This is a genomic window from Flavobacterium reichenbachii (genome assembly GCF_002217435.1).
Lineage (GTDB): Bacteria > Bacteroidota > Bacteroidia > Flavobacteriales > Flavobacteriaceae > Flavobacterium > Flavobacterium reichenbachii.
Map to the genome: position 1 here is coordinate 166,668 of NZ_MUHF01000019.1, position 13,738 is coordinate 180,405.

The following is a 13,738-nucleotide window of genomic DNA, read 5'->3' on the forward strand; positions in this document are numbered from 1 at the left end:
ATTCTATAAGAGTAGTAGCTTACAAATCATTAAATTTGCACCTTATTCAAAGCTATGTTAGATAAAGAAGTTATAAATTTTGAAAGAACTGCCATTGTAGGCATTGTGACTCAAAATCAAAGTGAGGAAAAACTTAACGAATATTTAGACGAATTAGAGTTCTTGACTTTTACCGCTGGCGGTGAAGTGATTAAGCGTTTTTCGCAAAAAATGGAACGCCCGAATCCGAAGACTTTTATGGGAACGGGAAAAATTGAAGAAATCAATCTTTTTGTAAAAGAAAACGACATATCGACTTTAATTTTTGATGATGAATTGTCGCCATCGCAGCAAAAAAATATCTCGAGAATTATTGATTGTAAAATCTTAGACAGAACCAATTTGATTCTGGATATTTTTGCACAAAGAGCCGAGAGTTCTTACGCAAGAACGCAGGTTGAATTAGCGCAATGCATCTATTTATTACCAAGACTTTCGGGTTTATGGACACACCTAGAACGCCAAAAAGGTGGTATTGGTATGCGTGGTCCTGGTGAAACGGAGATTGAAACAGACAGACGTATTGTACGTGACAGAATTTCATTATTGAAAGAAAAAATCAAAACGATCGACAAACAAATGGGCGTACAGCGAAGCAATCGCGGTGCTATGGTACGTGTTGCTTTAGTAGGGTATACCAATGTTGGAAAATCGACTTTGATGAATGCCGTTGGTAAAAGTGATGTTTTTGTTGAGAATAAATTATTTGCAACACTAGACACAACAGTTCGAAAAGTAGTGATCAAAAACCTGCCATTTTTGCTTTCAGATACCGTAGGTTTTATTCGAAAACTACCTACTCAATTGGTAGATTCTTTTAAAAGTACGCTGGATGAGGTTCGCGAAGCCGATTTACTATTGCATATTGTAGACATTTCGCATCCTGATTTTGAAGATCATATTGCATCTGTAAATCAAACTTTACAGGATATTAAAGCGCATGAAAAACCAGTTATTATGGTTTTTAATAAAATTGATGCCTATAAACATCTTACGATTGATGAAGATGATTTAATGACAGAAAAAACGCCAAGACATTATACTCTTGAGGAATGGAAAAGTACTTGGATGCACCGTTTAGGAGAAGATAATGCATTGTTTATTTCGGCTACCAATAAAGAGAATTTTGAAGAATTTAGAGAAAGGGTTTATGAAGCTGTTCGTCAGATTCATATAACGAGATTTCCTTATAATAAATTCTTGTACCCGGATTATAAGGATGCAATTGAGAAAGAGGAAAAAGAAGAAGAAGAATAAATTAATTTTACCGCCAAGAGCGCTAAGATTATATTAAAGTATCTTCACAAAACACAAAGTTCGCAAAGCTATGTATACAGATTTAGCTTTGCGAACTTTGTGTTTTAATAACCCCTAATTGATCCAATGTTAGTGCTTTGAGGTAAAATTATGAGGTTTGTGCTTTCAAATTAAAATCCGAAATTTATTCCTAAACCAAATACTTCTCTGGTTTGAAGTCCTCGAAAAGCATTGTCGTCATATATGGCCTGGAAGGATAAATTGGCAGATAAAAATTTATTTACTTTCATAACAATATTCAGTGAGTAATTGATATCTACATTTTGTGGATCTTCTAAATAATTAGAATATAAATTTAATGTGTTTTCAGCCGTTACGTTTGTCATTATAGCCAATTTATAATAAACTGAGGCATAAAAACCGAGCTCGTAACGAACGCTTTTATTTTCGTCTACACCAAAATAATCACCGTCAACATAGAGTAAACCAGTTCTTTGGTCTATTCCGGTGGTGTAGGCGTTGTCTACAAATGTGAATTTTGAAGTTAGCGGAGCGAAATTTATTTTTAGATTGTCATCTTTTGTCCAATAAATACCAGGACCAGTTGTAAGATAACCAGGAGACATAAATTTAGTATTTTCTGTTCTGATTTCTTTTCCGTTTTCATCTTTTCCGTAAATAAAACCTGTTGAAAATTGTGTTCTAAAGTTTAGGAAATAAGAGTAATACCATTGACCAAAAGCTCTTTTTCCGACAATCGAATTGAATTCTAAACGGTCATCAGTCTTTTTTGAAAAATCGGCATTTTTGGTTTGAAGAAGACCGTAATAAGCTAAGATTTTATTATCCCAGGTTACATCGTCTTTTTTATAATTGAAGTCATAGTTGATTCCGAGTGTTCCAGAAAAGCTGTCTTCACCTCCTGCAATCCAGTTGTTGAAACTCGATTGATTTAATAAAAGAGATACAGTTCCTTTGGTTTTCCAGCCCTCGCCTTCGATCGTATCGTTTATTTTTTGAACTGCTTTTTCGGTATTCTGAATTAATTCCTTTTCTGTATTTTGTGCCTGAACAAAGGTAAAGTTCGCTAAAATGAAGAGTAATAACGCTATCTTTTTCATGGTTGTCTGGTTTAGTATAGTATCAAATATACGAAAAACCGCCAAAAGGTTCGGGATTAATTAAGACTAAAGAAAGTTATTTCTTAGATTCTTTATATAAAGGAACCGCAGAACATGCTTCTCCATACATAATACTTCTTGCAAATGGCTGTAAGTACGTTGTGGCTAAAATATAAGCACGCATTGGAACTGGTTTTTTAGAACAGCCTTTTACAATAATAGGTTTGTTTTTGTAAACCGAGTAATCAATCTTGCTTAAGATTTCTTCGTATAGACTGCCGTCAAGATCTTCGATGGTTCCGTTGACTACTTTTTTGGTATAAGGCGCCAAATGAACACTCACTAAAATTAAAGCCCAAGCCGGAACAATGGCATCTGTACTGCAATGTACAGCGACATATTGATCTTGATATTGCGACCAATCGTGGTTTTTAAGATGTTCACGAAAGTCTTTTTCTCTTAATAAAAATCCTTCTAAAAGCCATTGCGATATATCTATCTGCACACGAAATCCCTTTGGATAATAATCCTCAAGATCGAATACTTCTAAGGCGCTATTGGCTACTTTATTGATGATTTCTTCCATAATGAAAAGTTGGTTTCAAGTTTCAGGTTTCAAGTTGATGGAACCTGAAACCTGAAACTTGAAACAAATTTTATTAAAGCATTCCTAATTCTAATTTTGCTTCTTCGCTCATTAAATCTTTGCTCCAAGGCGGATCAAAAGTGATCTCAACATCAACTTCCTTAATGTTTTCGATTGTTTTTACTTTTTCTTCTACTTCTCTCGGCAGACTTTCTGCAACAGGGCAGTTTGGAGAAGTTAGTGTCATTAAGATTTTTACTTCGTAATCTGTGTTTACCATTACGTCGTAAATTAATCCTAATTCGTAAATATCAACAGGAATCTCCGGATCGTAAATGCTTTTTAAAACTTTTACAATTGATTCTCCTAATTCGTTTGTGTCTATTTCTTGTTCCATTGTTCTTGTTTTTTCACCATATAAGTTATGTAAGTTCATTTAAACAGTGCGTTATTATTAAATAGCAGGCTTATAATGTCTTATTGCTTATATGGTTAATTTTAATTTTGTTTTTAATCTTCTAGCCAGCGATATAATTCGTTGACATATGTTTTTTGTCCTTCGTGATAAATATTTGTAACATTAAAGTTTATCATTAAACCTATTGGAGACTTTAAAAGTTTCATATAAGACATTAGTTTTGCAATATGAATTGGTATAATTTTATCCACTGCTTTTAGTTCGAGAACTAAGCAATTCTCAATAAATAAATCACATCTTAGATCTGACTCTAATTCCAAGCCTTTATATTCAACTGGAATTATTAATTCAGATTTAAAACTAATTCCTCTAATAGATAATTCTTTGATCATGCATTGATGATAAATGCTTTCTATCAGTCCTGCTCCAATACTTTTATGAACTTCGATCGCCGCTCCGTTAACCTGATAAATTAAATCAGTCAAATATTTCTTTGTTATCATCTTTCTTTTTAGGCAATAATAAGAAATAAAAAAAGAAAGATAAAACCTACTTTATTGTTTTTCACAATATAAGTTATATAAGGAAAATTTAAGTTTTGCTTTAAATGAACTTATATAACTTATATGGTTTAATTTTTTTTAATTCTTATTTTTTGCATCAAAAGCCAATGCGTACATTTTGATGTTTTTAATCATCGAAACCAAACCGTTGGCGCGGGTTGCTGATAAATGTTCTTTTAAACCAATTTCGTCTATAAATTCAGTATCAGCTTTTATGATATCTTCTGCTTTTTGGTTAGAAAACGCTCTTATTAAAATCGCAATAATTCCTTTGGTTAAAATCGCATCGCTGTCTGCAGTGAAAACAATTTTATCATCATTTTGTTCACCCTGAAGCCAAACTTTCGACTGGCATCCTTTGATTAAATTCTCGTCGGTTTTGTATTTTTCTTCTATTAACGGAAGACTTTTTCCTAGTTCGATGATGTATTCGTAACGCTGCATCCAGTCGTCGAACATCGAAAATTCGTCTATTATTTCGTTTTGAATTTCTTTTATTGTCATAACTTATTCTTTCGTAAAATCAACCAGTAAATTTACTAGTTTTTCAATTTCCTTTGGAGGAAAACCATTGTCGAAACCAGAAGTTTCGTATGTTTTTTGATTTTGAACTATTTTTAAATTTCCAATTGCAGCACCGTCATAAGTACGTTTTTCTGTTGGTGCTTTTAATGTTGAAAGGCTGTCTGGATTTATTTTTGAAAATTCAGTAACAATTTTATCCCATTTTGCATCATCAATTTTACTTTCGACTGCCTGCGTATCTCTGCCATTTGTAACAGAAACAGTTTGATTGTGAACCACAATTTTTTTGTAGTATCCTCTTGAGAGCGCCGTGTATTCAATTTCAGTAGCTGTCATATCTGCTTTCTTTTGGCTTGAACAACCTGCTCCGATGAAAATCGTTAAGAGCAATAAACTTAGTATTCTCATAATTTTTTAGCTTAACATTGTTTGCGCCTTTTTTACGGCTTCGACCATTTGGTCTATTTCTTCTTTTGTGTTGTAAAATGAAAAAGAAGCACGAATAGTGCCAGGAATGCAAAAGAAATTCATAATGGGTTGTGCACAATGATGACCGGTTCTAACGGCAATTCCTAATTTATCGATGATTGAACCAATATCATAAGGATGAATTCCGTCAATATTGAACGACACTACGGATGCTTTATTTTTTCCGGTTCCATAAATTTTCAAACCTTCAATTTCTAATAAACGTTTTGTCGCGTAAGCTAAAAGTTCGTTTTCATATTCTTGAATGTTTTCAAAACCAATACTATTTAGATAATCGATGGCAGTTCCAAGAACAATTCCACCGGCAATATTTGGAGTTCCTGCTTCAAATTTATGCGGTAAATCTGCATAGGTTGTTTTTTCGAAAGTAACTTCTTTGATCATTTCGCCTCCGCCTTGATATGGAGGAAGTTTGTTCAGCCATTCTTCTTTTCCGTACAAAATTCCAGTTCCGGTTGGACCACACATTTTATGTCCAGAAAAAGCATAAAAATCACAATCTAATTCCTGAACATCCGGTTTTAAATGTGGCACTGCCTGCGCGCCGTCAATTAAAACCGCAGCACCAACAGCGTGTGCTTTGCCAATAATATATTTTATCGGATTGATAATTCCGAGTGCATTCGAAATGTGGTTTAACGTAACAACTTTAGTTTTTTCTGAAAGTAAAGCATCAAAATCTTCTAAAATTAATTCTCCGTTTTCATCTATCGGAATCACTTTTAAAACGGCTCCGGTTTTTTCGCACAACATCTGCCAAGGTACAATATTACTGTGATGTTCCAAAGAAGATACAATAACTTCATCGCCCGGTTTTAAAATGGATGCAAAACCATTGCTTACCAAGTTGATTCCGTGTGTAGTTCCTGAAGTAAAAAGCACTTCGTGAGCAAATTTTGCGTTAATATGTTCTTTGATTTTACCACGAGAAATTTCGTAAGCATCTGTGGCTAATTGGCTTAAAGTGTGAACGCCGCGGTGAATATTGGCGTTTATTTCCTGATAATATTTCACTTCTGCATCAATCACAATTTGTGGTTTTTGCGAAGTAGCTCCGTTATCGAAATATACTAAAGGTTTTCCGTTTACTTTTTGGGAAAGAATCGGAAAATCGGCTCTTATTTGTTGGATATCTAACATGTCTTATTTAGAAAAAATCTATATACAAAAGTACTAAAACTAAATTGGTTTCTACGGCAATTCGATAATTTCCTTTTATGATACTATTGTCAGAAGGCGTAAATGCTGATTCCTTAAAAATCAAAACAATTTTCTGAATTATCCGAATCAGTTTTATGATTTGAGTTGTAAAATATTGAACATAAATTATTTATATTGCATTAAAAAGTTCTCTTCATTATGAAAAAAGCTCTAAAATTAACTGCACTTGTTCTGGTTCTAACCTTTTTATATTTCGGATTTACCACTTATCCAAAGCTGGATTTGATTTCAGGCTTTTCTGCAAAAAGTGTTGCGTCTGGACATTTTTTGGATAATCGTCCCTTAGATTTAATTCAGAAAACTGATAATGATATAAAGTTGATTAATCTGGCGAAAAATTCAATTAATGAAACTGGGAAATTTGCAACTTCAACAGTCTATGGATTGAAGGAAAGAAAAGCAATTTATCGTGAAGGTTTAGGTGCTGTTTTAATTAATGATAATTTTGATGTTTCTAAGCCTTATCTGCTTCCAAAAAGGCGAATGTTTAAATCTAAAACTTTGCCATTTCCTTACGGAAGCGCTAATCCTGCAGATACTGTTTTTGCAAATGTTGATGATTCAAAATTGAAGAAAGCTGTTGGTAATGCTTTTGATAAAACGAAGAGAACGCGAGCTGTTGTAGTTTTATATAAAGATAAATTGATCGCAGAAAAATACGATACAGGATTTAATAAAGACAGTAAAATTTTAGGCTGGTCGATGGCTAAAAGCATCACCAGTTCGGCTTTTGGAGTTTTAGCGAAACAAGGAAAAATAGATATTTATAAACCAGCGCCAATCAAAGAATGGCAAAATGATGAACGTAAAATTATTACAATTAATAATTTGCTTCAAATGAATTCTGGTTTAGAATGGGAAGAGAATTACACTAAAATCTGTGATGCCACACAAATGCTTTTTCAGGCCGAAGATATGGGGAAAGTGCAAATGGATAAACCAGCGCAATTTAAACCCAATACGCATTGGAATTATTCATCTGGAACCACAAATCTATTGTCCCGAATTTTAAGAAACCAGTTTAAAACCCAACAAGAATATCTTGATTTTTGGTACAGTGCTGTAATCGACAAAATCGGAATGAATTCGATGATTGTGGAGCAGGATATGTCGGGAACTTTTGTGGGTTCATCTTATGCGTGGGCAACGCCCCGAGATTGGTCGAAATTTGGATTGTTGTATCTTAAAAAAGGAAACTGGAATGGCGAGCAAATTCTTGATGAAAGCTGGGTAAAATATACGTCAACACCAACAAATACTTCGGAAGGAAAATATGGAGCGCAGTTTTGGCTTAATGCTGGAGGAAAATTCCCTGATGTTCCGCGTGATATGTTTTATTGCAGCGGGTACCAAGGGCAGATGGTTGCGATTATTCCGTCTCTGGATATGGTAATTGTGAGAATGGGAGTGAGAGAAGGTGATAATAGATTTGATTTTAATGAGTTTTTGAAAGAGATAATTGATAGTGTGAAAAAATAGATTGTAGTATATTTCATTCTTTTTTATAACTTGCTGAAAAAAACATTAATAATGGAATCGTTTGATAACATATTTTTTATCGGTGGTATTCATGGAGTTGGAAAAGGAACTATTTGCAAAGAAATTGCTTCTAAAAGCAAATTGATACATATAACTGCAAGTGAAGTTTTAAAATGGAGTGAAATAAGTTCTTCTAATAACAAGTTAGTTGAAAATATTTCTTCGACACAAGGAAAATTAATTTTTGGATTAAGTAATTTAATTGATAGAGATAAAAAGTATTTACTTGATGGGCATTTTTGTTTGCTGAATTCATTAAATGTTCCATGCAAAATTGATGAAGAAACTTTTGATATTCTTAACCCAAGAATGATTATTATTGTTGTCGATGATGTAGAAAAAATAGCTAAAAGACTGGAAAAGCGCGATAATAAAAAATATGACGTCAAAGTTTTGAACGAATTACAGAATATGGAAATTGAATATGCAAAATATCTTTCGAGAAAGTATTCTGTTGCGTATATCGAGATTATGGATAATAATTATGAACAGTTATTAAATATCACTAGGTAATGAAAGTTTTGTTAGACACAAATATTATTATTCATAGAGAAGCAAATAATATATGCAAACCAGAAATTGGTCAACTTTTCAAGTGGATAGATAATCTTAAATATTCAAAATATATTCATCCTTTGACTGTTGAAGAATTAGAAAGATATAAAGATCCAAAAGCTCTCGATACTATGAGTATCAAAATTGAGAGTTACAATTTACTTAAACATCAGGCTCCATTAGGTGAAGAGATTCTAAAAATAAGTAAGAGAGTAGATAGTCAAGAAAATGATATTAATGATACCCAAATTCTAAACGAAGTTTATGAAGGAAGGGTTGATATCTTAATTTCCGAAGATAAAAAGATACACACTAAAGCGAGTTTACTTGGCATAGCGGACAAGGTTTATAAAATTGAAGATTTTCTAGAAAAAGTAACCTCAGAAAATCCAGAATTAGTAGACTATAAAGTTTTGTCTGTTCAGAAAGTTGATTTCGCTGAAGTTAACATTAGAGATGCTTTTTTTGATAGCTTCAGAGAGGATTATGCTGAATTTGATAAGTGGTTTAATAAAAAAGCTGATGATATTTGTTATGTCTGTTATAGTGAAGGCAGACTAACAGCTTTTCTATTTATAAAAAGAGAGGATGAAAATGAGAATTATTATGAAATCAATCCTGTTTTTGCGAAGAAAAAAAGATTAAAAATTGGAACATTCAAAGTAACTGCAAATGGATATAAAATAGGAGAAAGATTTTTAAAAATAATTTTTGATAATGCTTTACAATTTAGGGTTGATGAAATATATGTAACTATTTTCGATCAAAGAGATGAACAAGAGAGGTTAATCGAGCTTCTTAAAAATTGGGGTTTTAATCATTATGGAATAAAAACAACTCACAATGGAGTTGAGCAAGTTTATGTTAGATCTTTTAATAAAGAAATAATTAATGTTGAAAATCCTAAACTGACATTTCCTTTTTTTTCTCGGCAACAAAATATTTTTATTGTTCCCATATATCCTAATTATCATATAGAGTTATTTCCAGATTCAATCTTGAATAATCAATCTCCAAAAGATTATATTGAAAGCTTTCCTCATAGAAACGCATTAAGTAAAGTTTATATTTCACGTTCTTATGAAAAGAAAATGCAATCTGGTGATGTATTAGTTTTTTACATGACAGGCGGAAAATACAAAGGTGTTGCAACTACATTAGGAATAGTTGAATCATGTGTTTTAAACATCGAAACTGAAGAAGAATTCTTGTCTTTATGCAGAAAAAGAAGCGTTTTTACTAATCAAGAGTTGTCAGAACATTGGAATTATAATCCTGCCAATAGACCTTTTATTGTAAATTTTCTTTATACCTATTCATTTAGAAAAAGACCAAATCTTGAATGGTTAGTTGATAATGGAATTATTGTAGATTACGAAAACGTTCCAAGAGGATTTTCTAAAATAACTGTTGAGCAATTTGATAAACTTTTAACTTTTGCATATTAATATGAAGAGCATAGCAATTTGGTATAAACCTGTAAATGATAATGTTGAGTCAAATGAAATTTTAGACTTGCATTTTAACTTTTGGAAAATTCCAAACGGGTCAAAACGATCTTACAAGTTTTTAGATATTGGTATAAAATTATCAAATACGAAGAATATTAAAACGTTAAAAATATATTTTCCAATAAAGATTAAGGAAAATGATTTTGAAGACATTGTTGGAAAGTTTATCCATAAGGTAGATTTAGTGAGTGCTATATTCAATGAAAACTATAAGGTGATTTCAACAACATCCAGTAAATCTTATGAAATTAGAAATGCTAAAAATGAATTTGTTTTTAATATTTACAAAACATCTATTAGTGATTTGACTTTTGAACAAAAGTATGATGGAACAATAATTAATATAAATATTCCCAAACAAGAAATAACAAATTATTTTAGATTTAGAATAAAAGGAGATTTTATAAATTCATTATCTTCTGTTAGTGTGCCAACCAATTCTCTATTAGAAAGTGCGTTTTCTGAAATTGAAATGATTGATTTTAGGGTTAATGAAATACGGGATTTAAATCAGGACTTGCTTGAGGAAATGAAAATTGAGAAATTACTGAAAATCCAAAAGCAACATTTTTTCTTTATATGCTCAAAAGATGAGGAATTGATTGGGAATCATCAACCTTTTTTGAGTTGTAGAAATCTTGAAAATTACAGATGGGACGATTATGTTGGTATTAAAAACATTAATAAGCAAATTTACTTAGCTTATCATTGGAAAGAAACAAATGTCGAAAGTGCTAGTACACTTATAAAAACTAAATATGAGAAAAACAATTGGAAAACAATTTCTAAATATGCGATATTTGCATTCATATTAGCTGTGATCATTGAGCTATTTAGTAATTGGCTGTATGACTTAATAAAATAAAAAAGGTATTTATGAAAGTAGTATTATCAATAAAACCCCAATTTGCAAACAAGATATTTGATGGGACTAAAAAATTTGAATTCAGAAAAGCTATTTTCAAAAATCAAGATGTCACGTCAGTTTTAGTTTATGCTTCTTCGCCAGTTCAAAAAGTAATTGGAGAATTTGAAATAGAGAAAATATTTAATCTCGACCTTAAAGAACTTTGGGATAAAACCAAAGAATACTCAGGGATAACCGAAGATTATTTTTATGAATACTTCGAAAATAGACAGCAAGGTTTTGCTATTCAAATAAAAAATAAAAATAAATTTAAAGAGCCTAAATGCTTAAAGGCTGATTATAATTTAACACCACCTCAGTCATTTGCATACTGGTCAAATGAAAAAGATAAAATTAAAAAACCGATANNTATCGGTTTTTTAATTTTATAAATAGAAATTTTCTACAAATCAAATCCTAAATTCACGCCTAATTTTGTGGCAATGATTTTAGTAATTCTTTGTTTTAATTCCGGTATTTTGATGCTTTCGATAACGGCATTTGAAAATGCGTACATCAATAAAGCTTTTGCTTCTTTTTGAGGAATTCCACGAGACTGCATGTAGAACATTGCGGTTTCGTCTAATTGTCCAATAGTACAACCGTGAGAACATTTTACGTCGTCAGCAAAAATTTCTAATTGTGGTTTTGCGTTGATAGTTGCTTTGTCACTCAATAAAATATTATTGCTTTTTTGAAAAGCATTTGTTTTTTGAGCTTCTCTGTTTACAAGAATTTTTCCGTTGAAAACTCCTGTTGAGCGGTCAGAGAAAATTCCCTTATAATCCTGGAAACTTTCACAGTTTGGCTGTGCATGGTTTACCAAAGTATAATGGTCAACGTGTTGTTTATCGTTTAGAATAGAGATTCCGTTAAGCGTACTTGTCAATCTTTCACCAAAATGGTAAAAGTTCAAATTGTTACGCGTTAGATTTCCTCCAAACGAGAATGTATGCACATAAGCATGACTTTCCTGTTGTTGAGAAACGTAAGTGTTATCAACTAAATTCGCTTCGCTATTGTCATTTTGAATTTTGTAATAATCAACAATCGCACGCTTTTGAGCAAAAATCTCTGTAACCGAATTGGTTAAAACAGGATTTTCGTTTAAACTTTGGTGGCGCTCGATAATTTGTACATGTGAATTTTCACCCACAATTACCAAATTTCTTGGCTGTACCATTAATGCGGCTTCATTTCCTGTTGAGAAATACATAATCTCAATTGGTTTATCAGCCACTTTTTTCTTCGGAATATTGATAAAAGCTCCTTCGCTTGCAAAAGCTGTATTCAACGAAGTCAAACTTTCGTCTTTACTTGCAATTTGATTGAAATACGTATCAATAATCATTTTATATTTTGGTTTGGTCAATGCCGATGACATCAAACAAACATCAATTCCGTCGTGTGTTGTAGAAGACAAATGCGAACTAAAAATGCCATCGATAAACACTAATTTATAAGTGTCTATTTCGTGTAAAAAGTATTTTTTTACCTGATTGAATTCGATTGCATTTTCCTGCTTTGGAAAAACCGTAAAGTCATTTTTTAAGATGGCGTTTAACGATGTATATTTCCAGGCTTCTTCTTTTTTGGTTGGGAAACCTTTATTTTCGAAGTTTTTTATAGCATTAGTGCGTATGTCATGTAAATCTGAATGTACATCGACACGCTCTTCAAAAGCCATAAAAGACGATACTAATTTTTCTTTTAAATCCATTGTTCTTTTTAGTCTTAAAGTCGAAAGTCGAAAGTCATAAAGACTCAAGATTGTCGACTGTTTTGCCGAAAGGTTAAAAATTTAAAGCATAGAGTTGGAGACTTTATGACTTTCGACTTTATGACTTTGGGCTCAAATATTTAATGAAACCACTTAATAATTTCGATATTTCAGTTACCGAATTTAAAAGCATTTCAAATTCTTCTTTTATAATATATTCTAAATCAAAAGCTAAATATAATTGAGATCTTACTTCTCCCGCAGATGCTTTGGCTACATATAAAAAGTAAATAAACTCTTTGTCTGTATTTCTTTCAAAACCTTCTGCTATATTCGATGATATAGAAAGTGATGCGCGTCTTATTTGTCTCACGAAATCAAAGTCTTTTTTAAAATTAGAATTTTCAGTAACCAGATATATTCTTTTGTTGAAGATTCGAGATTTTTGCCAGGAATTTATTTCCTCAAAAGAATTAAACTTACCCATGATTTTCTAACTTTCGACTTTATGACTTTTGACTTTCAGACTGACTAATTCTCCGCTTTAATCCAGTCGTATCCTTTTTCTTCTAACTCGTAAGCCAATTCTTTTCCGCCAGATTTTACGATTCTTCCGTTGTAAAGAACGTGAACGAAATCCGGAACGATATAATCTAACAAACGTTGGTAGTGCGTGATTACGATAATTGCGTTTTTCTCGCTTTTTAATTTGTTAACTCCGTTAGCAACAATTCTTAAAGCATCAATGTCAAGACCAGAATCGGTTTCGTCAAGGATGGCTAATTTTGGTTCTAACATTGCCATTTGAAAAATTTCGTTTCTTTTTTTCTCTCCACCAGAAAAACCTTCGTTTAAAGAACGAGATAAAAATTTACGGTCAATTTCTAATAATTCAGATTTCTCACGAATTACTTTCAGCATTTCGTTAGCCGGCATTTCTTCTTGGCCGTTTGCTTTACGAGTTTCGTTGATTGCTGTTTTCATGAAGTTGGTAACGCTAACTCCAGGAATTTCTACAGGATATTGAAACGAAAGGAAAACTCCTTTATGTGCTCTTTCTTCTGGAGCAAGATCAGCAAGATCTTCTCCGTCAAGGAAAACTTCTCCGTCAGTAACTTCATAGTTTTCGTTTCCTGCAATAACTGCAGAAAGTGTACTTTTTCCAGAACCGTTTGGTCCCATAATAGCGTGTACTTCGCCAGCTTTTACTTCTATATTAATTCCTTTAAGGATTTCTTTATCACCAATTGAGGCGTGAAGGTTTTTTATTGATAACATTGTTTTTTT

General features: G+C 32.1%; 16 protein-coding genes. 6 read left to right on the forward strand and 10 right to left on the reverse strand.

Going from position 1 to position 13,738, the window contains the following annotated elements; all coding sequences use genetic code 11:
• Nucleotides 1-54: 54 nt before the first annotated feature.
• Complete coding sequence (gene hflX, locus B0A68_RS15835) at nt 55-1,296, forward strand: GTPase HflX (protein ID WP_035686760.1); 1,242 nt, start codon at nt 55-57, stop codon at nt 1,294-1,296.
• 170 nt (nt 1,297-1,466) lie between these two features.
• Here hflX and B0A68_RS15840 read toward each other — a convergent pair whose 3' ends face one another.
• The 7 genes from B0A68_RS15840 to B0A68_RS15870 all read right to left on the reverse strand — a co-directional run bounded on the left by B0A68_RS15840 (nt 1,467) and on the right by B0A68_RS15870 (nt 6,138).
• Entirely contained in the window at nt 1,467-2,417 is a 951-nt protein-coding gene (locus tag B0A68_RS15840; protein ID WP_035686757.1) for a DUF3078 domain-containing protein, read from the reverse strand.
• A gap of 76 nt (nt 2,418-2,493) precedes the next feature.
• Entirely contained in the window at nt 2,494-3,003 is a 510-nt protein-coding gene (locus B0A68_RS15845) for a DUF2480 family protein (RefSeq protein ID WP_035686754.1), read from the reverse strand.
• Nucleotides 3,004-3,076: 73 nt separating this feature from the next.
• Nucleotides 3,077-3,400, reverse strand: coding sequence for an SUF system Fe-S cluster assembly protein (locus B0A68_RS15850; protein ID WP_035688342.1), 324 nt, complete (start codon nt 3,398-3,400; stop codon nt 3,077-3,079).
• Nucleotides 3,401-3,513: 113 nt separating this feature from the next.
• Nucleotides 3,514-3,924 (reverse strand): GxxExxY protein, encoded by a 411-nt coding sequence (locus B0A68_RS15855; RefSeq protein ID WP_035686752.1) that lies wholly within the window; start codon nt 3,922-3,924, stop codon nt 3,514-3,516.
• Nucleotides 3,925-4,062: 138 nt separating this feature from the next.
• Nucleotides 4,063-4,488 (reverse strand): SufE family protein, encoded by a 426-nt coding sequence (locus tag B0A68_RS15860; protein WP_035686750.1) that lies wholly within the window; start codon nt 4,486-4,488, stop codon nt 4,063-4,065.
• A gap of 3 nt (nt 4,489-4,491) precedes the next feature.
• Nucleotides 4,492-4,917, reverse strand: coding sequence for a hypothetical protein (locus B0A68_RS15865; RefSeq protein WP_035686747.1), 426 nt, complete (start codon nt 4,915-4,917; stop codon nt 4,492-4,494).
• Nucleotides 4,918-4,923: 6 nt separating this feature from the next.
• Nucleotides 4,924-6,138, reverse strand: a complete 1,215-nt coding sequence (locus B0A68_RS15870; protein WP_035686745.1) for an aminotransferase class V-fold PLP-dependent enzyme — start codon at nt 6,136-6,138, stop codon at nt 4,924-4,926.
• 219 nt (nt 6,139-6,357) lie between these two features.
• On the opposite strand from B0A68_RS15870, the gene B0A68_RS15875 reads away from it, so the two are divergent.
• From B0A68_RS15875 to B0A68_RS24860, 5 genes are read left to right on the forward strand one after another with little or no spacing between them, the layout of a single operon-like run.
• The gene (locus B0A68_RS15875) at nt 6,358-7,698 is read left to right on the forward strand and encodes a serine hydrolase domain-containing protein (protein WP_035686742.1); all 1,341 of its coding nucleotides are present in this window, start codon (nt 6,358-6,360) and stop codon (nt 7,696-7,698) included.
• A gap of 51 nt (nt 7,699-7,749) precedes the next feature.
• Nucleotides 7,750-8,271 (forward strand): ATP-binding protein, encoded by a 522-nt coding sequence (locus B0A68_RS15880; RefSeq protein WP_035686740.1) that lies wholly within the window; start codon nt 7,750-7,752, stop codon nt 8,269-8,271.
• Nucleotides 8,271-9,761 (forward strand): PIN domain-containing protein, encoded by a 1,491-nt coding sequence (locus tag B0A68_RS15885; RefSeq protein ID WP_035686738.1) that lies wholly within the window; start codon nt 8,271-8,273, stop codon nt 9,759-9,761. The genes B0A68_RS15880 and B0A68_RS15885 overlap by 1 nt, the downstream gene beginning before the upstream one ends.
• Before the next feature lies 1 nt (nt 9,762).
• Nucleotides 9,763-10,689 (forward strand): hypothetical protein, encoded by a 927-nt coding sequence (locus tag B0A68_RS15890; protein WP_035686736.1) that lies wholly within the window; start codon nt 9,763-9,765, stop codon nt 10,687-10,689.
• An 11-nt stretch (nt 10,690-10,700) separates the two neighbouring features.
• Entirely contained in the window at nt 10,701-11,123 is a 423-nt protein-coding gene (locus B0A68_RS24860; protein WP_089069756.1) for an ASCH domain-containing protein, read from the forward strand.
• A gap of 11 nt (nt 11,124-11,134) precedes the next feature.
• On the opposite strand, the gene sufD is transcribed toward B0A68_RS24860, so the two are convergent.
• The 3 genes from sufD to sufC all read right to left on the reverse strand — a co-directional run bounded on the left by sufD (nt 11,135) and on the right by sufC (nt 13,729).
• A complete protein-coding gene (gene sufD / locus B0A68_RS15900) occupies nt 11,135-12,451 on the reverse strand; it encodes a Fe-S cluster assembly protein SufD (protein ID WP_035686733.1) in 1,317 nt (438 codons plus the stop codon).
• 118 nt (nt 12,452-12,569) lie between these two features.
• Entirely contained in the window at nt 12,570-12,938 is a 369-nt protein-coding gene (locus B0A68_RS15905; RefSeq protein WP_035686730.1) for a four helix bundle protein, read from the reverse strand.
• A 44-nt stretch (nt 12,939-12,982) separates the two neighbouring features.
• Nucleotides 12,983-13,729 (reverse strand): Fe-S cluster assembly ATPase SufC, encoded by a 747-nt coding sequence (gene sufC, locus B0A68_RS15910; protein ID WP_017494567.1) that lies wholly within the window; start codon nt 13,727-13,729, stop codon nt 12,983-12,985.
• Nucleotides 13,730-13,738 lie beyond the last annotated feature (9 nt).

Excerpts from the sequence above, each read along its gene's own strand:
- hflX (WP_035686760.1), top strand. The coding sequence starts at position 55 with ATGTTAGATAAAGAAGTTATAAATTTTGAAAGAACTGCCATTGTAGGC.
- B0A68_RS15840 (WP_035686757.1), bottom strand. The coding sequence starts at position 2,417 with ATGAAAAAGATAGCGTTATTACTCTTCATTTTAGCGAACTTTACCTTT.
- B0A68_RS15845 (WP_035686754.1), bottom strand. The coding sequence starts at position 3,003 with ATGGAAGAAATCATCAATAAAGTAGCCAATAGCGCCTTAGAAGTATTC.
- B0A68_RS15850 (WP_035688342.1), bottom strand. The coding sequence starts at position 3,400 with ATGGAACAAGAAATAGACACAAACGAATTAGGAGAATCAATTGTAAAA.
- B0A68_RS15855 (WP_035686752.1), bottom strand. The coding sequence starts at position 3,924 with ATGATAACAAAGAAATATTTGACTGATTTAATTTATCAGGTTAACGGA.
- B0A68_RS15860 (WP_035686750.1), bottom strand. The coding sequence starts at position 4,488 with ATGACAATAAAAGAAATTCAAAACGAAATAATAGACGAATTTTCGATG.
- B0A68_RS15865 (WP_035686747.1), bottom strand. The coding sequence starts at position 4,917 with ATGAGAATACTAAGTTTATTGCTCTTAACGATTTTCATCGGAGCAGGT.
- B0A68_RS15870 (WP_035686745.1), bottom strand. The coding sequence starts at position 6,138 with ATGTTAGATATCCAACAAATAAGAGCCGATTTTCCGATTCTTTCCCAA.
- B0A68_RS15875 (WP_035686742.1), top strand. The coding sequence starts at position 6,358 with ATGAAAAAAGCTCTAAAATTAACTGCACTTGTTCTGGTTCTAACCTTT.
- B0A68_RS15880 (WP_035686740.1), top strand. The coding sequence starts at position 7,750 with ATGGAATCGTTTGATAACATATTTTTTATCGGTGGTATTCATGGAGTT.
- B0A68_RS15885 (WP_035686738.1), top strand. The coding sequence starts at position 8,271 with ATGAAAGTTTTGTTAGACACAAATATTATTATTCATAGAGAAGCAAAT.
- B0A68_RS15890 (WP_035686736.1), top strand. The coding sequence starts at position 9,763 with ATGAAGAGCATAGCAATTTGGTATAAACCTGTAAATGATAATGTTGAG.
- sufD (WP_035686733.1), bottom strand. The coding sequence starts at position 12,451 with ATGGATTTAAAAGAAAAATTAGTATCGTCTTTTATGGCTTTTGAAGAG.
- B0A68_RS15905 (WP_035686730.1), bottom strand. The coding sequence starts at position 12,938 with ATGGGTAAGTTTAATTCTTTTGAGGAAATAAATTCCTGGCAAAAATCT.
- sufC (WP_017494567.1), bottom strand. The coding sequence starts at position 13,729 with ATGTTATCAATAAAAAACCTTCACGCCTCAATTGGTGATAAAGAAATC.